Annotated in this window: 19 protein-coding genes, 1 tRNA gene and 1 pseudogene; 12 read left to right on the forward strand and 9 right to left on the reverse strand. The window is 69.5% G+C overall.

The genetic code is table 11. The features are described 5' to 3' along the window. Window positions 1-24: 24 nt before the first annotated feature. The gene (locus ABFT43_RS19880) at window positions 25-867 is read right to left on the reverse strand and encodes an undecaprenyl-diphosphate phosphatase (RefSeq protein WP_347962020.1); all 843 of its coding nucleotides are present in this window, start codon (window positions 865-867) and stop codon (window positions 25-27) included. A gap of 146 nt (window positions 868-1,013) precedes the next feature. Here ABFT43_RS19880 and ABFT43_RS19885 point away from each other — a divergent pair, with 146 nt between their 5' ends. From ABFT43_RS19885 to ABFT43_RS19895, 3 genes are read left to right on the forward strand one after another with little or no spacing between them, the layout of a single operon-like run. Beyond that, window positions 1,014-2,060 (forward strand): outer membrane protein assembly factor BamB family protein, encoded by a 1,047-nt coding sequence (locus tag ABFT43_RS19885; protein WP_347962021.1) that lies wholly within the window; start codon window positions 1,014-1,016, stop codon window positions 2,058-2,060. A 2-nt stretch (window positions 2,061-2,062) separates the two neighbouring features. Further along, window positions 2,063-2,428 carry a DUF5703 family protein gene (locus tag ABFT43_RS19890; protein WP_347962022.1) on the forward strand — a complete coding sequence of 122 codons (366 nt, stop codon included), beginning with the start codon at window positions 2,063-2,065 and terminating at the stop codon, window positions 2,426-2,428. Beyond that, window positions 2,422-3,558, forward strand: coding sequence for a quinone-dependent dihydroorotate dehydrogenase (locus tag ABFT43_RS19895; protein ID WP_347962023.1), 1,137 nt, complete (start codon window positions 2,422-2,424; stop codon window positions 3,556-3,558). Before ABFT43_RS19890 ends, ABFT43_RS19895 begins: the two co-directional genes overlap by 7 nt. A 95-nt stretch (window positions 3,559-3,653) precedes the next feature. On the opposite strand, the gene ABFT43_RS19900 is transcribed toward ABFT43_RS19895, so the two are convergent. Together ABFT43_RS19900 and ABFT43_RS19905 are read right to left on the reverse strand one after the other, a co-directional pair. Further along, a complete protein-coding gene (locus ABFT43_RS19900; protein ID WP_347962024.1) occupies window positions 3,654-4,202 on the reverse strand; it encodes a YbhB/YbcL family Raf kinase inhibitor-like protein in 549 nt (182 codons plus the stop codon). A gap of 60 nt (window positions 4,203-4,262) precedes the next feature. Continuing rightward, window positions 4,263-5,597: a M20/M25/M40 family metallo-hydrolase gene (locus ABFT43_RS19905; protein ID WP_347962025.1), complete on the reverse strand. Its 1,335-nt coding sequence runs from the start codon at window positions 5,595-5,597 to the stop codon at window positions 4,263-4,265. Between the two features lie 108 nt (window positions 5,598-5,705). On the opposite strand from ABFT43_RS19905, the gene ABFT43_RS19910 reads away from it, so the two are divergent. Continuing rightward, window positions 5,706-5,794 (forward strand) — tRNA-Leu (locus tag ABFT43_RS19910). 66 nt (window positions 5,795-5,860) lie between these two features. On the opposite strand, the gene ABFT43_RS19915 is transcribed toward ABFT43_RS19910, so the two are convergent. Together ABFT43_RS19915 and ABFT43_RS19920 are read right to left on the reverse strand one after the other, a co-directional pair. Then, window positions 5,861-6,817, reverse strand: coding sequence for a mechanosensitive ion channel family protein (locus ABFT43_RS19915; protein ID WP_347962026.1), 957 nt, complete (start codon window positions 6,815-6,817; stop codon window positions 5,861-5,863). 58 nt (window positions 6,818-6,875) lie between these two features. Beyond that, on the reverse strand, window positions 6,876-8,135 hold the full coding sequence (locus tag ABFT43_RS19920) for a M23 family metallopeptidase (protein WP_347962027.1): 1,260 nt from the start codon (window positions 8,133-8,135) through the stop codon (window positions 6,876-6,878). A 67-nt stretch (window positions 8,136-8,202) separates the two neighbouring features. Between ABFT43_RS19920 and ABFT43_RS19925 the strand changes: the two genes are divergently transcribed. After that, window positions 8,203-9,282, forward strand: a complete 1,080-nt coding sequence (locus ABFT43_RS19925; protein WP_347962028.1) for a nucleoside hydrolase — start codon at window positions 8,203-8,205, stop codon at window positions 9,280-9,282. A 9-nt stretch (window positions 9,283-9,291) separates the two neighbouring features. Further along, window positions 9,292-10,242 (forward strand): TIGR03560 family F420-dependent LLM class oxidoreductase, encoded by a 951-nt coding sequence (locus ABFT43_RS19930; RefSeq protein ID WP_347962029.1) that lies wholly within the window; start codon window positions 9,292-9,294, stop codon window positions 10,240-10,242. Window positions 10,243-10,267: 25 nt separating this feature from the next. Here ABFT43_RS19930 and meaB read toward each other — a convergent pair whose 3' ends face one another. Genes meaB through ABFT43_RS19945 form a run of 3 tightly spaced genes read right to left on the reverse strand, consistent with a single transcriptional unit; the run spans window position 10,268 to window position 15,491 of the window. Then, a complete protein-coding gene (meaB, locus tag ABFT43_RS19935) occupies window positions 10,268-11,266 on the reverse strand; it encodes a methylmalonyl Co-A mutase-associated GTPase MeaB (protein ID WP_347962030.1) in 999 nt (332 codons plus the stop codon). Further along, window positions 11,266-13,548: a methylmalonyl-CoA mutase gene (gene scpA / locus ABFT43_RS19940; protein ID WP_347962031.1), complete on the reverse strand. Its 2,283-nt coding sequence runs from the start codon at window positions 13,546-13,548 to the stop codon at window positions 11,266-11,268. The genes meaB and scpA overlap by 1 nt, the downstream gene beginning before the upstream one ends. Further along, window positions 13,545-15,491: a methylmalonyl-CoA mutase family protein gene (locus tag ABFT43_RS19945; protein WP_347962032.1), complete on the reverse strand. Its 1,947-nt coding sequence runs from the start codon at window positions 15,489-15,491 to the stop codon at window positions 13,545-13,547. The genes scpA and ABFT43_RS19945 overlap by 4 nt, the downstream gene beginning before the upstream one ends. 174 nt (window positions 15,492-15,665) lie before the next feature. Between ABFT43_RS19945 and ABFT43_RS19950 the strand changes: the two genes are divergently transcribed. Genes ABFT43_RS19950 through ABFT43_RS19960 form a run of 3 tightly spaced genes read left to right on the forward strand, consistent with a single transcriptional unit; the run spans window position 15,666 to window position 17,777 of the window. After that, a complete protein-coding gene (locus tag ABFT43_RS19950; protein ID WP_457590192.1) occupies window positions 15,666-16,472 on the forward strand; it encodes a TVP38/TMEM64 family protein in 807 nt (268 codons plus the stop codon). Window positions 16,473-16,503: 31 nt separating this feature from the next. Then, on the forward strand, window positions 16,504-17,109 hold the full coding sequence (locus ABFT43_RS19955; RefSeq protein WP_347962033.1) for a helix-turn-helix transcriptional regulator: 606 nt from the start codon (window positions 16,504-16,506) through the stop codon (window positions 17,107-17,109). Continuing rightward, on the forward strand, window positions 17,106-17,777 hold the full coding sequence (locus ABFT43_RS19960) for a hypothetical protein (RefSeq protein WP_347962034.1): 672 nt from the start codon (window positions 17,106-17,108) through the stop codon (window positions 17,775-17,777). Before ABFT43_RS19955 ends, ABFT43_RS19960 begins: the two co-directional genes overlap by 4 nt. Window positions 17,778-17,897: 120 nt before the next feature. On the opposite strand, the pseudogene ABFT43_RS19965 reads toward ABFT43_RS19960, so the two are convergent. Next, window positions 17,898-18,755: pseudogene (locus ABFT43_RS19965) on the reverse strand (SPFH domain-containing protein); the annotation flags it as partial. Between the two features lie 80 nt (window positions 18,756-18,835). On the opposite strand from ABFT43_RS19965, the gene ABFT43_RS19970 reads away from it, so the two are divergent. Genes ABFT43_RS19970 through ABFT43_RS19980 form a run of 3 tightly spaced genes read left to right on the forward strand, consistent with a single transcriptional unit; the run spans window position 18,836 to window position 20,974 of the window. Continuing rightward, complete coding sequence (locus tag ABFT43_RS19970; protein WP_020173050.1) at window positions 18,836-19,198, forward strand: ArsR/SmtB family transcription factor; 363 nt, start codon at window positions 18,836-18,838, stop codon at window positions 19,196-19,198. After that, window positions 19,195-20,298, forward strand: coding sequence for an ACR3 family arsenite efflux transporter (gene arsB, locus ABFT43_RS19975; RefSeq protein WP_347962035.1), 1,104 nt, complete (start codon window positions 19,195-19,197; stop codon window positions 20,296-20,298). The genes ABFT43_RS19970 and arsB overlap by 4 nt, the downstream gene beginning before the upstream one ends. Next, window positions 20,291-20,974 carry an arsenate-mycothiol transferase ArsC gene (locus ABFT43_RS19980; protein ID WP_347962036.1) on the forward strand — a complete coding sequence of 228 codons (684 nt, stop codon included), beginning with the start codon at window positions 20,291-20,293 and terminating at the stop codon, window positions 20,972-20,974. The genes arsB and ABFT43_RS19980 overlap by 8 nt, the downstream gene beginning before the upstream one ends. Window positions 20,975-20,998 lie beyond the last annotated feature (24 nt).

A 20,998-nucleotide genomic window follows, 5' to 3' on the forward strand; every position in this document is an offset into this window, starting at 1 on the left:
GGCGGGGCCGCCCCACCTGCGACGTCAGGTCGCCGGGATGTAGCCGGTCGACAGCATGATGAGCAACGCGACGCCGAGGATCACGCGGTAGGCCCCGAACCAGTTCATCGAGTGCGCGCTGACGAACCGCAGCAGCCAGGCGATCGCCGCGTACCCGACGACGAACGCGACCAGGGTGGCCACGAGCAGCTGCGGCCCGGTGGCCTCCATGCCCTCGCCACTCGGGTTGAACGCGTCGGGCAGGCTGAACAGGCCCGACGCGGTGACCGCGGGGATGGCCAGCAGGAACGAGAACCGGAACGCGGCCTCGCGTTCGAGGCCTAGGAACAGTCCGGCGCTGGCCGTGGCGCCCGACCGGGAGACGCCGGGGATGAGCGCGAGGCACTGCGCGGCGCCCATGGTGAGCCCGTCACGCAGGGTCAGCCGGTCGAGGGGCCGCTGTTTCTTGCCGTACCGCTCGGCGAGCCAGAACACGCCGGCGAAGACGATCAGCATGATCGCGACCAGCCACAGGTTGCGGCCGGTGGTGCGGATCTGGTCCTTGAACAGATAACCGATCAGCCCGATGGGAATGGTCGCGAAGATCACGTACCAGCCGATCCGGTAGTCGAGGTTGCGCTGCCCGGCGTCGAACAGGCCGCGGAACCACGCGGCGATGATGCGCACGATGTCGCGGGCGAAGAAGACCAGCACGGCGGCCTCGGTGCCCAGCTGGGTGACCGCGGTGAACGAGGCGCCCGCGTCGTCGCCGAACATGAGCTCCGAGGCGATGCGCAGGTGCCCGGACGACGAGATCGGCAGGAACTCGGTGAGACCCTGCAACGCCCCGAGGACGATCGACTGGGTCCATGTCATGGTGTCGGTCACGGCGCCCGATGCTATCGGTATCGGCGCCCGCCCCTCACCGCGTCGACCCGGCCGCCGACCGTGTCCGGGCGGTCGCGCAAGATGGATTCATGCACTCGCCGAGACGATCGCGCCCCCGTCACCAGCCCCCGAGAGGTCTCGCACGGTTGCGGCGACCCGTCGCGGCGGCGGCCGCACTCGCCGCGGGTGTGGCGATCATCACGGCGTGCGGCTCCGACGACTCCGGGACCCCCGACGTAGCGACGGTGAGCCCCGCGACCGCCGTCGAGGCCCCGGCGGCGTCGAATCCGGTCGGCACCACCGTGCCCGCACCGGCCGGAGCCCGTGCCCTCGCGTCGTCGGGCTCGACCGTTGCCGTCGTCTCCCCCGACGGCAACCAGCTGCTGCGCTATGACACCGCGTCGATCACCGCGCCGCCGACGCCGATCGGCGTGCCCGGCCTGACCGCGCTGGCACCCGACGCCGACGGCGGCTACCTCGCGGCCGGCCCCGGCACGCTGGTCGTCGTCGACGCCACGGGCCAGGTGCGGATCGGGGACCTCGACACCGACTCCCCGACCGCGATCGTCCGCGCGGCCGGTGGGCAGATCGTGGTCGGCACCTCCGACGGCCGTATCCTGATCTACGACGAGGACTTCCAGAAGAAGCACGACGCGCGGGAGTTCGTCCGCGTCGACTCGCTGACCGCGGCACCCGCATCGGCGGAGGGCCTCGACGGCCAGGTCGTCGTCCTCGACCGCGCGCAGTCCTCGGTGACCCCGATCGACCCGGCCGACGGCGACCCCGGGCCGGCGCTGCGTGCCGGCAACGGCGCCACCACGTCGACCGTCGACCGGTTCGGGCGGATCCTCGTGGCCAACACCCGCGACGGCGAGATCCTCGGATTCTATGGGTCGCCCCTGGTCATGCGGTTCCGCTATCCGGTCGCCGACGGCCCGTACGCCGTAGACTACGACGACACCCGCAACGTGCTCTGGGTGTCGACGACGGGCAACAACGAGGTGGTGGCGTATGACCTGGCCGACGGCGAACCCACGGAGAAGCAGCGGTTCGCATCCGTCGTCCAGCCCGACCGGATCACGGTCGACGACAAGGGCACGGTCTACGTCCTGTCCGCCCGCGACGGCCTGCTGCAGGTCGTTCCGCAGTCCGACACACCATTGGGTGTCAGCCCTGCCGAGCCGGGTCGGTGACGATGACTTCTGATCGTCGCCCGACCCATCACCTCCCACCACGCCATTCCCGCACGTTCGCCCGGTTGGGTTCGCGCTATCCGCGCGGATGGGAGGTCACCTCCGAGGACTTCGAGTGCATCCTGTTGCGGCTTCCTCCCGACGTCACGCGGGTGACCGCGTCGATGCGGCTGGCGATCGAGGCGGAGTTCGGCGGCTGGGAGCTGTCCCGGGTGCGCCTCTATTCCGACGGGACCCGCAAGGTCCTGCTCAAGCGCCGCCGCCCGCCGCGCGGCGCCCGGCCCCTCGACAGCGATCTCTCCGCCGGCGAGCTCTCGACCGGCGACCTCGACGACGGCCACGACCCTCGGAGTGCCCAGGCATGCTGAAGACCCCGACCGCCACCAAGGTTCTGATCGCCCTCAACCGGTGGTGCTATCCCCTGCTGCTCAAGCTGATGTTCCTGGTGTCGCCGGAACGCATCCACCACATCGTCTTCGCGGCATTGCGTGCCGTCGGCAGGTTCTCGGTCCTGTCCTACCCGGTGGCCAAGCTGCTCGCCCATCACGATCCGGTGCTGCGCAGCCGCGTGTTCGGGGTGGACTTCCCCGCACCCATCGGCCTGGCGGCCGGGTTCGACAAGACGGCCGGGGCCGTGAACGCATGGGGCCAGCTCGGTTTCGGTTTCGCCGAGGTCGGCACCATCACCGGCCAGGCCCAGCCGGGCAACCCGCAGCCGCGGCTGTTCCGCCTGCCCGCCGACCGGGCGTTGATCAACCGGATGGGCTTCAACAACCCGGGCTCGGCGGTCGCGGCCAGGCATCTCGCCGAGGTGCGACGCGGTCCGGTGGCGATCCCGATCGGCGCGAACATCGGCAAGACCAAGGTCGTTCCGCTGGCGAACGCGATCGACGACTACCGGCTGTCCGCCCACCTGCTCGGCCCGCTGTCGGACTTCGTGGTCGTCAACGTCAGTTCGCCCAACACCCCCGGCCTGCGGGATCTGCAGGCCGTCGACTCGCTGCGGCCGATCCTGCAGGCCGTGCAGGCCGAGGTACACGTGCCGGTCCTGGTGAAGATCGCCCCGGATCTCGCCGACGAGGACGTCGACGCGGTCGCCGACCTGGCCGTGGAGCTCGGGCTGGCCGGCATCGTGGCGACCAACACCACCATCAAGCGGGACGGCCTGATCACCCCGGCCGGCGAGGTGGAGGCGATCGGTGCGGGCGGCCTGTCCGGCGCACCGGTGGCCGAGCGGTCCCTCGCCGTGCTCAGGCGCCTCTACGGGCGCGTGGGCGGCAGGATCGCGATCGTCAGCGTCGGCGGCATCGAGACCGTGGACCAGGCGTGGGAGCGTATCTGCGCGGGCGCGGATCTGCTGCAGGTGTACACCGGCTTCATCTACGGCGGACCGCTGTGGCTGTACCAGCTGAACGCGGGTCTGGCCGAGCGCGTTCGCGCGGCCGGCTTCGCGTCGATCGCCGAGGCGGTCGGCTCCGCGGCGCGCGCACAGTCCTGACCGCCGGGTCCGCACGTGCAGAGCGCAGCAGAAGCGCCGGGCGAGCTGCCCGGCGCTTCTGTTCTGTCGAGGTGCGTACGAGAACTTCTCGAGGGTCAGACGTTCTCGCCCGGTTGTTCATAGGTGCCGATGATCGTCGCGCGGGCGATCGCGTGCGAGAACAGGTTGAAGCCGAGGTAGGCCGGGGTGGCGTTCTCGGGCAGGTTCAGCGACTCGACGTCGACGGCGTGGACGACGAAGAAGTAGCGGTGCGGACCGTGTCCGGGCGGCGGCGCGGCGCCGATGTAGCGGCGCAACGATGCGTCGTTGGTCAAGGTCACGGCGCCCTCCGGGAGACCGGAGCCGGCCTCGTCACCGGCGCCCTCCGGCAGGCTGGTGACCGATGCCGGGATGTCGGCGACCGCCCAGTGCCAGAAGCCCGATGCCGTCGGGGCATCGGGGTCGTAGCAGGTGACCGCGAAAGACCTGGTCTCCGAGGGGAATCCGGACCACGACAGCTGCGGCGAGAGATCCTCGCCACCCGCCCCCATGATCCCGCTGACCTGACCGTTGGCCAGCTGCGCGCCGTCGGTCAGGTTCTCCGAGGTCAGCGTGAAACTCGGCAGGCTCGGTAGCGGGGAGTACGGGTCGAAGGACGACGGCATCGGTTCACCTTTCTCACGTTTCACACTTCGGACATTCCGATGCTCACTCTAGGTGAGCGCTCAGCTGTGCAGCAGGAAGTGCTCGAACACCTTCGTGCCGAACAGGACCGCGTCCACCGGGACCCGTTCGTCCACGCCGTGGAACAGCGCGGCGAAGTCGAGATCCGGCGGCAGCTGCAGCGGCGCGAAGCCGAAGCAGCGGATGCCGAGCTTGGCGAAAGCCTTGGCGTCGGTGCCCGCGGACAGCATGTACGGGACGGTCTTGCCGTTCTCGTCGTGGGCGAGGATCGCGTTGTTCATCGCGTCGACGAGATGCCCGTCGAAGCTGGTCTCGTACGAGTCGAGATGCGTGATCCACTCGCGGCGCACGTTGGGGCCGATGAGTTCGTCGATCTCCCGCTCGAAGGCCTTCTGCCGGCCCGGCAGGACGCGGCAGTCGACGACCGCCTCCGCCTTCTGCGGGATGACGTTCGCCTTGTAGCCGGCCTTGAGCATCGTCGGGTTGGCGGTGTCGCGCAGGGTCGCGCCGATGATGCGGGCCAGGTTGCCGAGCTTGAACAGCGACGACTCCAGGTCGGGTGACCCGGGGTCGAAGTCCAGGCCGGTCTCGGCACTGACCTCGGCGAGGAACTGGCTCACCGAGTCGGTCATGACGAGCGGGAAGGTGTGGCGGCCGATGCGCGCGACCGCCTCGGCCACCTCGGTGACGGCGTTGTCGGAGTGCAGGAACGAGCCGTGACCGGCCTGGGCGTCGGCGACGAGCCGCATCCATCCGAGGCCCTTCTCGGCCGTCTCGACGAGGTACAGGCGCTTCTGGGTGCCGTCCGGGCGGTCCACGGTCAGCGAGAAGCCGCCGACCTCCCCGACGGCCTCGGTGACGCCCTCGAACAGATCCGGGCGGTTCTCCACGAGCCAGTGGGAGCCCCATGCACCGCCGGCCTCCTCGTCGGCGAGGAACGCGAACACGATCTCGCGGGGCGGGACCGTCCCGTCGCGCTTGAACTGTCGCGCGAGGGCCAGCGCCATGCCGGCCATGTCCTTCATGTCGACCGCACCGCGGCCCCAGATGTAGCCGTCCTTCACCGCACCGGAGAACGGGTGCACGCTCCAGTCCGCCGGCTCGGCCGGGACCACGTCGAGATGCGCGTGGATCAGCAGCGCCCCGCGGTCGGAATCAGGCGGCCCCGCGAGCCGCGCGAAGACGTTCCCGCGGCCCGGACGACCCGACTCGACGTACTCTGTGGCGAATCCCACATCCTCGAGCTGCCGCGCCACCCATTTGGCGCACTCTGCCTCGCCTTTCGTGGTTTCGGGCTCGCCCGTGTTGGTGGTGTCGAACCTGATCAGCTGGCTGACGAGCTCGACGACTTCCTCGGTCGCACGCTGTGAAGACACCCCTCACTCCTACGGGATTTGGGATACACGGGCAACCTCGGTTACTGTTATCCCGCTGCCGCGAGAGGGCAGGGGAAAACCCCCGCCGGATCGAGGAGGCAAGAGCAAGTCCGAGTGGCGGAATGGCAGACGCGCTAGCTTGAGGTGCTAGTGTCCTATTAACGGACGTGGGGGTTCAAGTCCCCCCTCGGACACCACAGAGAAAGAACCCCGGCTCCGGCCGGGGTTCTCTCGTTTCACCGCTCCGCACCGGGGTCAGGTGGTCAGCTCCCGGCCGGTTCCATCGCCGCCCACGCCCGCGCGTACGGCAGGTCGACGGAGTTCTCCACGAACGCCCGCAGGATCGCCCGGCGCAGACGGCGCTGCACCGCCCACTGCCCGTTCGGCTTCGTCTTCACCGTCAGCCTCAGCACGATCTGATCCGACGCCACCTCCTGCACGCCCAGCATCTCGACCGGCCCCAGGACGTCGGTGTCGTCGTCGGCGACCGCCTGGCGTGCGGCCTCGTGCGCCACCCGCTGCGCCTCGTCGATGTCCGCGCCGGGCGCGACCGGGACGTCGACGCGGGCGACCGCGAACTCCTGGCTCATGTTGCCGACGCGCGCGATCTCGCCGTTACGGACATACCAGAGCGTCCCGTCGACGTCGCGCAGCGTGGTGACACGCAGCCCGACCGTCTCGACCTCGCCGACGGCCTCCCCCAGGTCGACGATGTCGCCGACCCCGTATTGGTCCTCGAGGAGCATGAACACCCCCGTCACGAAGTCACGGACGAGGTTCTGCGCGCCGAAGCCGACGGCGAGGCCGACGATCCCGGCGGAGGCGATGAACGGCGCGATGTTCACCCCGAGGACGCTCAACACCGACAGCACCACCCAGACGAGCAACACGATCGACACCGTCGACTTGAGCACCGAACCGATCGTGGCGGCCCGCTGGGCGCGTCGGGCCGCGATCCGCGCATTGCGTTCCGACGGTGCGGATTTGGGCCGCAGCGAGCGAATCAGGCCCGCGCTGCGCGCCTTCTCGCCGTCCTTCGCGCGTGGACGCGTCGCGCGGTCGATGGCGCGGTGGACCGCGTAGCGCACCACAAGCGCCGCGAGGACGTACGCGACGATCCGGATCGGGTTCTCGACGAGCCATTCGCGGTTCGCCTCGGTCCATTCGAAGGCCAGGGACGAGGCGGGCCGGACGGGCAGGACGGGATTCGAAGGGGTCATGCCCCCGACCGTACGGACGCAGCCGATCCTGTCGAGGGACCCACGCGCCGGGGACCGGTCAGCGGCCGGTGCGGAAGGTGACGACGCTCTGGTCGAGGATCATCCGGTCCTGTTGTGTGGAAACCGCCACACCCGGCGCCATCCTCAGCGGCACCCCGGTCGCCTCGGAGGCGTCGAAGGCCTCGGTGTCGGCGACGCGGCCGGTGACCTCGAACAGGTCGGTGACACTGGGCACTCCCTGCGAGACCAGGAACGACGGCCCGTTCATCACGTGGACGTGCAGGTGCGGTGCAACGGAGTTGCCGGTGTTGCCGACCTTGCCGATGACGTCGCCGCGCTTGACCACGTCGCCCGGCTTGAACCGCACCGAACCCGGCTGCATGTGGGCGTAGTTGACGAAGAAGCCGTCCCCGATGTCGAGGACGAGGTTGTTGCCGTCGGCGTCGCCGATCGGGAGATTCTCCGGGAACCGACCCGGCACCTGCTCGGGCAGGTCGTTGCGGCTCGCGACGACGGTCCCGTCGGCGACGGCGAGGACGTCGTCACCGTAGATCCGGTAGCTCGCCGGGTCCTTGGGGTCGCCGACGAAGATCTTGCCGTCCGGCCCCGCCTGCTCCCAGTCGACCGCGTACCGCTGGGCGATGACCGTCCGGCCGTTGAGGGGCAGCACCGCGCGGGTGTGGCGCACCGCGTCACAGCAGGCGTCGGCGGCGATGTAGTACTCGCCGTCCAGGGGTGGGCCCAGCACCGGCACCAGGCCGTCGCCCACCTCGACCTCGGCGATGTGCTCGGTGGTGTCGCGCTGACCGGGCGGTGCGGCGTCGGCGTGGACCTCGATCTCATGCGACAGGCTGACCGGGGCATCGCCGTCGAAGGCGACGTGCAGGAACAGCACGCCGTTCTGGCCCGGCCCGAGAACCGCCGAATACCCCTCGGGCGCACCAGGGGTCGGCTCGACGGGCGCGCCGGAGGGCTTGAGCCGGCCGGCGACCCCGGCCTCGTCGAGCTCCAGCACCGACGAGGACTTGTCGTCGGCGTCGACGCCGGTCACGGTCACCCCGGTGATGGTCACCGGGGCGGGCATGAAGTTGGTGAGCGACAACTCGTACACCAGGTGGTTCTTCCCATCCGATCCCGCGAACGGTGTCGGCGCGAACATCACGTTCCCGACCACCGGGGTGATCACCGGCGCGGCGGGCGTGGGGACCGACGACACCCCTCCGGAGTCGTCGCCGCTGCCGCACGCGGCGAGCAGGAGCGCCGCACAGGCCCCGATGGCGGCGAGGGAACGTGCCGGTGAGAGGTGGTGTGAGATCACGAACAGATCGTAGGGGCGCGCACGCCCTGATGCGGCCCGTACCGGCGTAGACGGCACAATTGGCACCGTGACCCAGCGCCTGTTCCTCGACTGCGACACCGGCATCGACGATTCGGTGGCACTGCTGTACCTGCTGGCGCGGTCGGATGTCGACCTGGTCGGTGTCGCGTCGAGCGCGGGCAACGTGCCGGTCGACGTGGTCACGGCCAACAACCTGTCGTGGTTGGAACTGTGCGGCCGCCCCGAGATCCCCGTGTACGTGGGGTCGGCCGCTCCCCTCGTCGCCGAGCTGATGACCACCGAGGACACCCACGGGCCGCTGGGCGTCGGCTACGCCGAGCTGCCCACCCCGACGATCGTCCCGCACCATGCGGACGCCGCGGAGGGGTGGATCGCGGCGTCCCGGGACCACGACGGCGAACTCGTGGGCCTGGTGACCGGACCGATGACCAACCTGGCCATCGCGATCCGACGCGACCCCGCGCTGCCGTCGCGCCTGCGCCGGTTGGTGATCATGGGCGGCGCCTTCCACGCCCATGGGAACACGACCCCGGTGTCGGAATGGAACGTCGCCGTCGACCCGGAGGCCGCCGCGGAGGTGTTCGCCGCGTTCGGGACCGGCACCGCGCCGGCGCCGATCGTGTGCGCGCTCGATCTCACCGAACAGATCGTGATGACCCCCGACCACGTCGTGCGGCTGGCCGCCGCGGCCGGGAGTACTCCCCTGGAATGCCCGGACGCCGACGACGAGCGCGGGCTGCGGTCGGTCGCCGCCAACGAGATCGTCCGGCACCTCACCGACGCGCTGCGGTACTACTTCGAGTTCCACCACGACCACGACGAGGGCTACATCGCGCATCTGCACGACCCGTTCGCGGCGATGGTGGCGCTGAATCCGGCTCTGGTGGAGACGATCCCGGCACATGTCGGGGTCGAACTGACCGGGACGCTGACGCGCGGCATGACGGTCGCCGACGAGCGATGGATGCCGACGGGCCCGAACGCCCGGATCGCCACCGTCACCGACGTCGACGCCGTGTTCGACGACCTGATCGAGCGGATCGGGACGTACGCGCGCTCGCCCGTCAGCGCCTCCGGACGCCCGCCCCGGACCGGTGCGGCTGCGAATCATCAAGGTCCGCACTAGGGTCGACCCGTGACCCGACTCGGCTACCAGATCGCCAACTTCACCTATCCGGACGTTCCCGACGGGCAGTTGTTCGCCACCGTCGTGGCGCAGGCGAAGGAAGCCGAGTCCTCCGGTTTCGACACGGTCCTCGTGATGGACCACTTCTATCAGTTGCCCATGCTCGGGGAACCCGACGATCCGATGATCGAGTGCTACACCCTGCTGTCGGCGCTGGCACAGCACACCACGACGGTGCGTCTGTCGGCGTTGGTCACCGGCAACACCTACCGAAACCCCGCGCTGCTGGCGAAGACCGTCACCGCACTCGACATCGTGTCCGGTGGCCGCGCCCAGCTCGGAATCGGTGCGGGATGGTATGAGCTCGAACACGACTCGCTCGGTTTCGAGTTCGGCACCTTCACCGACCGGTTCGAGAAGCTCGAGGAGGCGTTGCAGATCATCCGCGGCATGCTCGCCGGCGAAAGACCCACCCTGGACAGCAGGCGCTACCACGTGTCCGAGGCGCTGAACGTGCCCGCACCGTTGTCGACGATCCCGATCATGATCGGCGGTGGCGGGGAGAAGAAGACGCTGCGGATGGTCGCGCAGTACGCCGACGAGTCGAATCTGCTGTGCGCGCCCGCGGACATCCCGCGCAAGCTCGACGCCCTCGCCGAGCACTGCGACCGACTCGGACGGGATCGCTCGGAGATCACCGTGACCGTGCAGACCTACGTGTGTATGGCCCCGACCCACGACGAGGCGGTCGCGGAGTTCGAGGAGTACGTGCGCCGCACACCGGCGGCCGAGGTGCGCCGCGGGCAGATGATCATCGGCGACCCCGACGAGGTCGCGGCGCGCTACGCCGACATCCTGGCCGCCGGGGTGGACGGATTCACGGTGAACGCCGCCGCCAACGGCCATGTCCCCGGGCGGGTGTCGCTGCTGGGCGACACCCTGGCGCCGCTCGTCGGCTGAGCCCGCGACGCGCCGGCCCGGCCACTCAGCGTCGGTCGAAGGCGTCCACGATCTGCTGCGCGGCCAGCGCCGGGGTCAGCGTGCCCTCACGCACCCGCTGTTCGACGTCGTCGCGGATGTCGCGGACCGACGGCGACTCGTTCAGGCGGCTGAGGACGATGTCGTGGACCATCGACCACGTCCAGTCGATCTGCTGCTGATTGCGCCGGGCATCGAATTCGCCCGCCTCGCGCAGCGTCTGGTTGTGCTTGACGACGGTGTTCCAGAACTCGTCGACACCGGTGTTCTCCATCGCCGACATGGTGAGCACCGGCGGTGTCCAGGGCGCGTCGTGCGGATGGATCAGCGACAGCGCGTTGCGCAGTTCGCGCGCCGCGGCCTTCGCCTCGGTGACGTGCTTGCCGTCGGCCTTGTTGACCACGATGACGTCGGCGAGTTCGAGGACGCCCTTCTTGATGCCCTGCAGCGAGTCGCCGGTGCGGGCCAGTGTCAGGAAGGTGAACGTGTCGACCATGTTGGCGACCGTCACCTCGGACTGGCCGACGCCCACGGTCTCGACCAGCACCACGTCGAACCCGGCGGCCTCCACGAGGACGATGGATTCGCGGGTCGCCTTCGCGACGCCGCCGAGGGTGCCAGACGTCGGCGATGGCCGGATGTAGGCGTTCTTCTGCGTCGACAGGCGACCCATGCGGGTCTTGTCACCGAGGATCGAGCCGCGGGTCCGCGTCGAACTCGGGTCGACGGCCAGGACCGCGACCTTGTGGCCGAGTTCGATGAGGTGCATGCCGAGCGCCTCGATCGTCGTCGACTTGCCGACACCGGGCACTCCGGTGATCCCGACCCGGAACGAGTTGCCCGAGTGCGGGGTCAGCTTCAGGAGCAACTCCTGCGCGGCGGCCCGGTGGTCGGCACGTTTCGACTCGACCAGCGTGATCGCACGCGCCAGATCGGCGCGGCTATCCGCCAGCACGGCCTCGGCCAGGGCGTCGACGTCGACTTGACGCCGAGGTCGGTCGGCCATCAGTTCGCGGCCACCCCGGCATCGGACAGATCCAGGTCCAGGCCGAGCTGATCCGACAGCTTGCCGATGAGCTCCACGGCCGAGTCGGCGATGATCGACCCGGGCGGGAAGATCGCGGCCGCGCCGGCGGCGTACAGCTCGTCGAAGTCACCCGGAGGGATGACGCCGCCGACGACGATCATGATGTCGTCGCGGCCGACCTCCTCGAGCGCCTTCTTCAAGGCGGGGACCAGGGTCAGGTGACCGGCTGCCAGCGACGACACGCCCACCACGTGCACGTCGTTGTCGGCGGCCTGCCGGGCCACCTCTTCCGGCGTCGCGAACAGCGGGCCCACGTCGACGTCGAAGCCGAGGTCGGCGAAGGCGGTCGCGATCACCTTCTGACCGCGGTCGTGGCCGTCCTGGCCCATCTTCGCGACCAGCACACGCGGCTGGCGGCCCTCGGCGTCGGCGAACTTGCGCACCGCCTCCATGGCCGCGTCGATGTTGCTCACCTCGCCCGCCTCATTCCGGTAGACACCACTGATGGTCTTGATCTCCGCCTGATGGCGACCGTAGACCTTCTCGAGCGCCTCGGAGATCTCACCGACGGTCGCCTGGTGACGGGCGGCCTCGATGGCCAGGGCCATCAGATTGTTCTCCATGCCGCCCTCGCTGGACGCCGCGGCGCGGGTCAGGTCGGCCAGGGCACGTTCGACGGCAGCCGAATCGCGCTGCGCGCGAAGGCTCTTCAGTTTCTCCAGCTGCTCGGCGCGCACCTTCGAGTTGTCGACCTTGAGGACCTCGATCTCCTCGTCGTCGGCGACCTGGTACTTGTTCACACCGATCAGCGGCTGCTGTCCGGAGTCGATGCGGGCCTGCGTGCGGGCCGCGGCCTCCTCGATGCGCAGCTTGGGCAGGCCCTCGTTGATGGCCTGCGTCATGCCGCCGGCCTCCTCGACCTCGCGGATGTGCTTGCGCGCCTTCTGCGCCAGCTGGTGGGTGAGCCACTCGACGTAGTTCGAGCCCGCCCACGGGTCGATCGGGCGCGTGGTGCCCGACTCCTGCTGGAGCAGCAGCTGGGTGTTGCGCGCGATGCGGGCCGAGAAGTCGGTCGGCAGCGCGATCGCCTCGTCGAGCGCGTTGGTGTGCAGCGACTGGGTGTGCCCCTGGGTCGCGGCCATCGCCTCGATGCAGGTGCGGGCGACGTTGTTGAACACGTCCTGCGCGGTCAGCGACCAGCCCGAGGTCTGCGAGTGGGTGCGCAGCGACAGCGACTTGGGGTTCTTCGGGTCGAACCCGGCGACGAGCTCGCTCCACAGCAGGCGGGCGGCGCGCAGCTTGGCGACCTCCATGAAGAAGTTCATGCCGATGCCCCAGAAGAAGGACAGACGCGGCGCGAACTTGTCGATGTCCAGGCCGGCGTCGAGGCCGGCGCGGATGTACTCGACACCGTCGGCGAGGGTGTACGCCAGCTCCAGGTCGGCCGTCGCGCCCGCCTCCTGGATGTGGTAGCCGGAGATCGAGATCGAGTTGAACTTCGGCATCTTCTGGCTGGTGTACTCGAAGATGTTCGAGATGATCCGCATCGACGGCTTCGGCGGATAGATATAGGTGTTGCGGACCATGAACTCTTTGAGGATGTCGTTCTGGATGGTCCCCGCCAGCTTCTCCGGCGGCACACCCTGCTCCTCGGCCGCGACGACGTAGAGCGCCAGGATCGGCAGCACCGCGCCGTTCATCGTCATCGACACCGAGACGTTGCCCAGGTCGATGCCGTCGAAGAGCTGACGCATGTCGAGGATCGAGTCGATCGCCACGCCGGCCATGCCGACGTCACCGGCCACGCGCGGGTGGTCGGAGTCGTAGCCGCGATGCGTCGCGAGGTCGAACGCCACCGACAGGCCCTTCTGGCCGGCGGCCAGGTTACGGCGGTAGAAGGCGTTCGACTCGGCCGCGGTCGAGAAGCCCGCGTACTGGCGGATCGTCCACGGCTGATTGACGTACATCGTCGGGTATGGGCCGCGGATGAACGGCGCCTGACCCGGCACCGAGTCGAGCGGGTACGGGTGCTCCGGGTCGTCGAGGATCGAGTTGCGGTCGGCGCGAGTGTAAACCGGCACGACGTCGATCTGCTCGGGGGTGTTCCAGGTGACCTGGTCGACCGAATAGCCGTGCGCGGCGGCGAGTTCCTCGGCGACCTTCGTGCCCGGGCCGGTCGGCTCGGGGGTCACCTCGGGGGTGAGATCGACCCCGGCGAAGCTCGGGATCGACTGGGTGGGATTCGGTTCGGTCTGCGTCATGCCGTCGCTCCCGTCGAGGTCAGCTGATCGAGGAGTTCACCGAGGGTGCCCACGGCATCGATGCCGATGCGCAGCGAACCGTCGGGACGATCGTCGGAGTCGGGCCATTCCCTCTCCGGGCCCGCGAGCAGAACCGTCGCCAGACCTGCGGCACGCGCGGCGGCCAGGGCGGCGGGACCGTCCTCGGCGTAACGCGCCTTGGTGCCGCAGATGACGGCGATCGGGCTCTTCGCCCCGGCGACCGCGTCGGCGATCTGGTCGGCGGCCAGCGGACCCGGGTTGACGGCGGCGATGCCGCCGGCGCCCAGGAAGTTGGTCACGAAGGTGGTGCGCGCGTTGTGCTCGGCGATGCTGCCCAGCGGGATGAGCAGCACCGACGGGCGGGCGCCGGTCTCGGCGAGCACGACGTCGGAGCGGTCGCGCAGCGCCTCGAAGGCACGGCCGACGCGGGCGAGCCTCGGGGTGCCGGTCACGACGTCGGTGACACCGGACGCGGTGGCGCCCTGCGCGTCCGACAGCACGCGCTCGTCGATGTTCGGGAATTCGTTGACACCGGTGACCGAGACGCGCCGGTGCGCGACCTCCTCGTCGCGACGGGCCAGCGCGGCGTCGATCCTCTCCGCGATCCAGCCGCTGTCGAGGGCGGCGCGGTAGCCGCCGGCGGCCTCGACCTCGGTGAACACCGACCACGCGTTGGCGGCGAGATCGTCGGTGAGCGACTCGACGTACCAGGAGCCGCCGGCCGGGTCGAGGACGCGGCCGATGTTGGACTCCTCGAGGAGCAGCAGCTGGGTGTTGCGCGCGATGCGTCGCGAGAACGACGGGCTCGAGGTGCGCTTGTCGGCGGGGATCGCGACGTCGTACGGCAGCACCGTGAGCTGGTCGGCGCCGCCGACACCCGCACCGAAGGCGGCGATGGTGCTGCGCAGCATGTTCACCCACGGGTCGCGCTGGGTGTACATCGACAGGTCGGTGACGGCGTGGGTCAGTGCGGCGCCGGCGTCGGGTGCGCCGACGACCTGCGCAACCCGGGCCCAGATCTTGCGCAGCGCGCGGAACTTGGCGATGGTCGCGAACTGGTCGTCGTCGGCGGAGACCCCGAAGCTGATCTGGCCGAGGGCCGCCTCGACGGACAGGCCGGCCGCGGTGAGATCGCGCAGGTGGGCGACGGCGGCAGCGGCGATGAGGCCGAGTTCGAGCGCGTTGTCGGCGCCGGCGGTCGCGAAGTCGCTGCCGTCGACGCGGAACGCGCGCACGCCGGCGGGCAGGCCGGACGCGCCGAGCGCGGTGGCCTCGTCGGCGTCGACCGTGGGACGGCCGGAGTACGCGGCGGTCAGCGGCGACAGGCCGAACGAGATCGTGGTGGCCGCGGTCGGCTCGGCCGCGACCGGGGCGGCCTGGGCCTTCTCCTTGAGGGCGAGCAGCTCACGAGCGGCGGCGATGCCCTCCGCACCGGCGTCGAGCGTGACCGGCACGAGGTCGAGGTAGACGCCACGCAGGACGGTGGCCAGGTCGGCGACACCGAGCGCGCCGCCGGGCTTGCCGACGGACAGCCAGAGTCCGCTGGTGCCGTTGGCCATCGCCTCGAGGACGAGTTCGTTGACGTCGGCCGCACCGGTCGTGTCGTCGCCGAACCGTTCGGTGACGCGCCAGCCGGCGGTGACGTCACGCTTGGGGTCGGCGCCGCGGACGAACGGGAACCTGCCGGGCAGGCCGGGCTCATCGGTCTCGTCACGACGCGTGTACAGCGGCCGGATGGTCAGCCCGTCCTCGGTCGTGGTCGAGAGCAGGGCCTCCGGGGTGTCGGGGAGCTCGTCGACCTCGACGCGACGCGCCTTGGCCAACACGGCCGCGGCGGCCTTCGACCATGCCTGATAGGCCTGGTCGATGTCGGTCGTGGCGAGATCCGACCCGGAACGGGACTGGTCAGTTTGCTGTGGCATGTGGGGAAGCACACCTCCGTGAGTGCTCTGTGCGAGCGCGTACACGACCTTAGCCGATCGCTCGCTCGGCCCGACAACGCGGCCTGGGTGACCTACGCCACCCACGGGTTCCGGGTGTGAGGAACGTCGGGAATGTCCGGCTCGACCGGGGGAGCCGCGGAGTAGAGTGTCCGGGTGCCCGAGCCCGCCCCCGCCGACGAGATGACCGAGGTCGCGGCGCCCCCCGCATCCTTCCGGCGGGTGACCCTCGGCCGCGTCTCCTTCGACCGTCGGGTGGTGCGCCGTGCACTTGTCGCCGCGACGGCCGTCGCGGTGGTGCTCCTCTGCTCCTACCTGGTCCCGCTCCCCTCGATCGCCAGCGTTCGCGCCTGGGGCGACGACCTGGGCCCGGCGTTCGTGTGGGCGTTCTTCGCCGCGTACGCGGTGGTGACGATCTTCCCGATCCCACGGTCGACGTTCACGGTGATGTCCGGAATCCTGTTCGGCCCGCTGGTGGGTTTCGCCGGGGCGATGATCGCGTCGACGATCGCGGCGGTCGCGGCCTTCGGCCTCGTGCGTGCCCTCGGACGCGACCGGGTGCAGCCGTTCCTGAAGAAGCCGGTCGTGCGGACCGTCGACCATCGCCTGCAACGCCGTGGATGGCTCGCGGTCGGATCCCTGCGACTGATCGCGGCGTGCCCGTTCTCGGTCGCAAACTACTGCTCGGCGCTGTCGTCGGTGCGTGCGCTTCCCTACACCGTGGCGAGCGTCCTGGGCATGGCCCCGGGCACCGCCGCGGTGGTGATGCTGGGCGACTCGCTCACCGGTGAGACGCACCCGCTGCAACTGGTGGTGAGCGGCGCGCTCTTCGCCGTCGGCATCGCGGGTCTCGTCCTCGACGCCCGGCTGCCGGTCTCCACACCGGCACCCGCCGACAAGCCCGGAGACCTGATCGCGGACAATCAAGATTCAAACCTTGATCAATCCAGCCAAAAGGCTTGATACGATGCATTCAAGTCTTTAGCCTTGAGTCATGTTCGTCATGACCGTCGACCAGCGCGGGAGCCGTAAGGACGTCGACCGCGTCGACGCCCTGCTGTCCGGGCTCTCCGCCGTCGACACCGTGCGGCGGTTCGAGCGGACCGCCGGCGACGAGGTCCAGGGCGTCCTCGACGACCCGACGGTGTGCGCGCAGCTCGCGGTCGAGTTGACCGCGAACGGGCACTGGAGCGTCGGGATCGGCACCGGTGACGTCGAGCGGCCGCTCCCCGACTCCACCCGCGCCGGCCGCGGGCCCGCGTTCATACACGCGCGCGACGCGGTCGAGGCGGCCAAACGCCAACGCATCCCGCTGTGTGTCCGCGGACCCGACACCCGCTGGTGCCGTCACGCCCAGACGGCCGGGCGGCTCATCGCCGACGTGGTCGCCGGTCGCAGCGAGGCCGGCGTCGAGGCGGTGACGTTGATGCGCCGGGGACTGACCCAGGCCGAGGCGGCCGAACGCCTGGGCATCTCTCCGCAGGCCATGAGCCAGCGGCTGCGCGCGGCGGGATGGGACCTCGAGGCCGATTCCCTCGACCTGCTGGCCGACGCCCTGGCCGAAGCCGACCGCGCCACCACCTCGGGAGCGACACGATGACCGTCTCCGCCCTCACCCTGTTCGTGCTCACCGCGCTCGCGCCGGTGGTGTGGTTCGGGGCGGATCGGGCCGCCCACGGCCGGACGGTCTTCGGGTTCTCCGAGACCGCGACCCTGCTGCGCGGCGTCGGCCTGGCGCTGCTGCTGGGTCTCGCCGCGGCGACCGCGATCGTCGCGACCGCAGCCGGACCGGTGGCCGGGTTCTGGGCGCACACCGCGCCGGTGATCGCGGCCGTGGCCGCGGTGACCGGTGGCGGACCGATCGTGCGCGCGGTGCTGAGGTTCGGCGGGGTGCGACCGACCCCTGCGGCACGCCCGGGAGAGAGCCGGAGCGGCGCCGACGAGAACGGTGCAAGCGAGAACGGCGACGCCGCCGCGGACCCCGGCGACGACCACGCCGATGCCGGCACGGACGAGGGCACGCCGAGTATCGAGGCCGGTCCCCTGCGCGGCGGCCGGGTCATCGGCTACCTGGAACGCCTCGCGGTCGTGTCGACGTTGATGGCGTCGTGGCCCGAAGGACTTGCGATCATCCTCGCCGTCAAGGGCCTCGCGCGTTATCCCGAGCTGCGTGCGCCGCAGGCGTCGGAGCAGTTCATCATGGGCACCTTCGTGTCGGTCCTGTGGGCGATCGGCATGGCCGGCGTCGAGCACCTGCTCACCCACTGACCCGTCCGTGCACCGAGCACCCGAGCACCCGAGCACCCGAGCACCCCAAAATCGCAGGTTGAGCGCAGAATCGCAGGCCGGAACCCGCGATTGGGCGGGTGAACTCGCGATCCTGTGCGGCTACGACCCGGGCTGATGCGGCCGGGCCGGCGTTCCGGCGGCGTGGCGCCCGGCGTCGAGCGACGCCTGATCCGGTGCGCCGCCGCCGATCTCCGGCTGCCCGGCGGTCGCGATCTCTGGGGCCACCGGCGTGCGCGCGACCGCCTCGGCCTCGGCGACGGCCTGTGCGACCTCGGGATCCGGGGCCAGCGAGAACCAGTCCTCGGTTTCCTCCTCGTCGACCTCCGACGGCTCGGAGTCCGACGGCTCGTAGCGGAACACCCCGTCTTCGCCCTGCACGCCGAAGGATTTCGCGAAGGACTGCAGCGCCGACCCGAAGTCGCTCGGCACCACCCAGACCTTGCTGCCCTCCCCCTTCGCCATCTCCGGCAGCTGCTGAAGGTATTGGTACGCAAGGAGTTCCGGGGTGGGCTTGGCCGTCTTGATGGCCGCGAAGGTCTTCTCGATGGCCTTCGCCTCGCCCTGTGCCTGTAGATAGGCGGCGGCCCGGTCACCCTGGGCACGCAGGATGCGGGACTGCCGCTCACCCTCCGCAGCCAGGATGGCCGCCTGCTTGGCGCCCTCGGCGGCGAGGATCTGGGACTGCTTGTTGCCCTCGGCCGTCTTGATCGCCGATTCCCGCTGGCCCTCCGCGGCGAGGATGGTCGCCCGCTTCTCGCGGTCGGCCTTCATCTGCTTCTCCATCGACTCCTGGATCGACGGCGGCGGCATGATCGACTTCAGTTCGACGCGGGCGACGCGCAGGCCCCAGCGCCCGGTCGCCTCGTCGAGCACGCCGCGCAACTGGGCGTTGATCGAGTCGCGGGAGGTCAGGGTGTCCTCGAGGGTCATGCCGCCGACGACGTTGCGCAGCGTGGATCTCAATGCGGGAACGCAAGTGCGCTCCCGGGTATCGGAGGGCCTTGTCCCGTTGAATCGATGTATGTCAATATTGACGGGTGTCGAATAAGAACTTGCTTCTCTTGCCAGGCCGCGGCCTGAGTGGTGACGAGACCGGAGCGGTTACCCCGCTGCTGAAGGCGCTCGCGGATCCGGTTCGGCTGCGGTTGCTGTCGGAGGTCGCCGCGCATCCGGGAGGTGAGGCGTGCGTGTGCGACATCTCCGGGCCGTTCGAGCTGTCGCAGCCGACGATCTCGCATCATCTCAAGGTGCTGCGTCAGGCGGGTCTGGTGACGAGCGAACGCCGCGCGACCTGGGTGTACTACCGTGTGAACACCGAAGCACTGCAACAACTGTCGGTCCTGCTGGGCGATCTCGCCATGGTTGTGGGGGAAACTCGTTCGTGCGAGGCCGACCAGTGACCACCGCCGACACCGCGGTCGCGGCGAAGTTGTCGATGCTCGACCGATTCCTGCCGGTGTGGATCGGCGCAGCAATGGTCGCCGGCCTGCTGCTGGGCCGCAACGTTCCCGGCCTGGGAGACGCCCTGGCGGCCGTGGAGATCGACGGTATCTCGCTGCCGATCGCTCTCGGACTGCTGATCATGATGTATCCGGTGCTGGCGAAGGTGCGCTACGACCGACTCGACTCGGTCACCGGCGATCGTCGCCTGCTGCTGGGATCGCTGCTGCTGAACTGGATCGTCGGACCCGTGTTGATGTTCGCGCTGGCCTGGCTTTTGCTCCCCGACCTACCGGAGTACCGGACCGGGCTGATCATCGTCGGTCTGGCGCGCTGTATCGCGATGGTCATCATCTGGAACGACCTGGCGTGCGGCGACCGTGAAGCCGCTGCCGTCCTCGTCGCACTGAACTCGGTGTTCCAGGTGATCATGTTCGCCGTGCTGGGCTGGTTCTACCTCTCGGTGCTACCCGGATGGCTCGGCCTGGAACAGACGACCATCGACACCTCGCCGTGGCAGATCGCGAAGTCGGTGCTGATCTTCCTCGGAATCCCGCTGGTTGCCGGCTATCTCACCCGCCGCATCGGTGAACGGGCCAGAGGCCGCGAATGGTACGAGTCCTCGTTCCTCCCGCGATTGGGGCCGTGGGCCCTCTACGGTCTGCTGTTCACCATCGTCATCCTGTTCGCCTTGCAGGGGGAGCAGATCACCTCTCACCCGTGGGACGTCGTGCGGATCGCGCTGCCGCTGCTGATCTACTTCGCGGTGATGTGGGGTGGCGGATTCGTCCTCGGCGCCGTGATGGGGCTGGGTTACGCACGGACCACCACGCTGGCGTTCACCGCTGCCGGCAACAACTTCGAGCTCGCCATCGCCGTTGCGATCGCGACCTATGGTGCGACCTCCGGTCAGGCTCTTGCCGGAGTCATCGGCCCACTCATCGAGGTGCCCGTCCTCGTCGCGCTGGTCTATGTGTCTCTGGCGTTGCGGAAACGCTTCACCAGTCCGACGACCGCCTCCAGCCCAGATGTGTCGAAGGAGCCTGTTCGCGATGTCTGAGAATGTGTTGGACGAACAGCTGAGTCGCGGCGAACACCGCGCCCAACCCGAGCTGCTGATGCCGCATACCGTGCTCGCCCGTACCGCAGCTGACTTGGCCGCCAAGTACGAAGGGGTGGTGTCTCGACAGACGGTAGAACGCTGTGTCTTCGAGTCCTACACCGCGTTACGGCGCACCTCCCGGGTGCATACGCATCTGACGACCTTGGCGGGCCGGTTCGCTGCCGATCGGTTACGCGCCCTCGCCCAGGCTGAGGGGGCGGTACCCAAGGATGTGCCCGAAGTCCTGTTCATCTGCCTCCAGAACGCCGGCCGCTCGCAGATGGCTGCCGGATTGATGACCCACCACGCCACAGGTCGGGTACATGTGCGCTCGGCCGGATTGGTGCCGGCTCATTCGATCAACCCGACCGTCGTCGAAGCGATGTCAGAAATTGGCGTCGACCTGGGTACCGAGTACCCCAAACCACTCACCGACGATGTGGTCGCCGCCGCTGACGTGGTCGTAGCGATGGGCTGCGGCGACGCGTGCCCGATCTATCCCGGCAAGCGGTATCTCGATTGGACGGTCTCCGATCCTGAAGGCCGTCCACTTGGCGAGGTTCGCGCGATCCACGATGACCTTGACGCCCGGGTTCGCGAGCTCCTTGCCGAGCTCACGGCCAACCATCTGTGACTTTCCGAGCATTCCTCCACAGCT

This window comes from Gordonia aurantiaca, from assembly GCF_039939235.1.
Classification (GTDB): Bacteria; Actinomycetota; Actinomycetes; order Mycobacteriales; family Mycobacteriaceae; genus Gordonia.

Excerpts from the sequence above, each read along its gene's own strand:
- ABFT43_RS19955 (WP_347962033.1), top strand. The coding sequence starts at position 16,504 with ATGTTCGTCATGACCGTCGACCAGCGCGGGAGCCGTAAGGACGTCGAC.
- ABFT43_RS19980 (WP_347962036.1), top strand. The coding sequence starts at position 20,291 with ATGTCTGAGAATGTGTTGGACGAACAGCTGAGTCGCGGCGAACACCGC.
- ABFT43_RS19900 (WP_347962024.1), bottom strand. The coding sequence starts at position 4,202 with ATGCCGTCGTCCTTCGACCCGTACTCCCCGCTACCGAGCCTGCCGAGT.
- ABFT43_RS19960 (WP_347962034.1), top strand. The coding sequence starts at position 17,106 with ATGACCGTCTCCGCCCTCACCCTGTTCGTGCTCACCGCGCTCGCGCCG.
- ABFT43_RS19915 (WP_347962026.1), bottom strand. The coding sequence starts at position 6,817 with ATGACCCCTTCGAATCCCGTCCTGCCCGTCCGGCCCGCCTCGTCCCTG.
- ABFT43_RS19945 (WP_347962032.1), bottom strand. The coding sequence starts at position 15,491 with ATGCCACAGCAAACTGACCAGTCCCGTTCCGGGTCGGATCTCGCCACG.
- meaB (WP_347962030.1), bottom strand. The coding sequence starts at position 11,266 with ATGGCCGACCGACCTCGGCGTCAAGTCGACGTCGACGCCCTGGCCGAG.
- ABFT43_RS19890 (WP_347962022.1), top strand. The coding sequence starts at position 2,063 with ATGACTTCTGATCGTCGCCCGACCCATCACCTCCCACCACGCCATTCC.
- scpA (WP_347962031.1), bottom strand. The coding sequence starts at position 13,548 with ATGACGCAGACCGAACCGAATCCCACCCAGTCGATCCCGAGCTTCGCC.
- ABFT43_RS19895 (WP_347962023.1), top strand. The coding sequence starts at position 2,422 with ATGCTGAAGACCCCGACCGCCACCAAGGTTCTGATCGCCCTCAACCGG.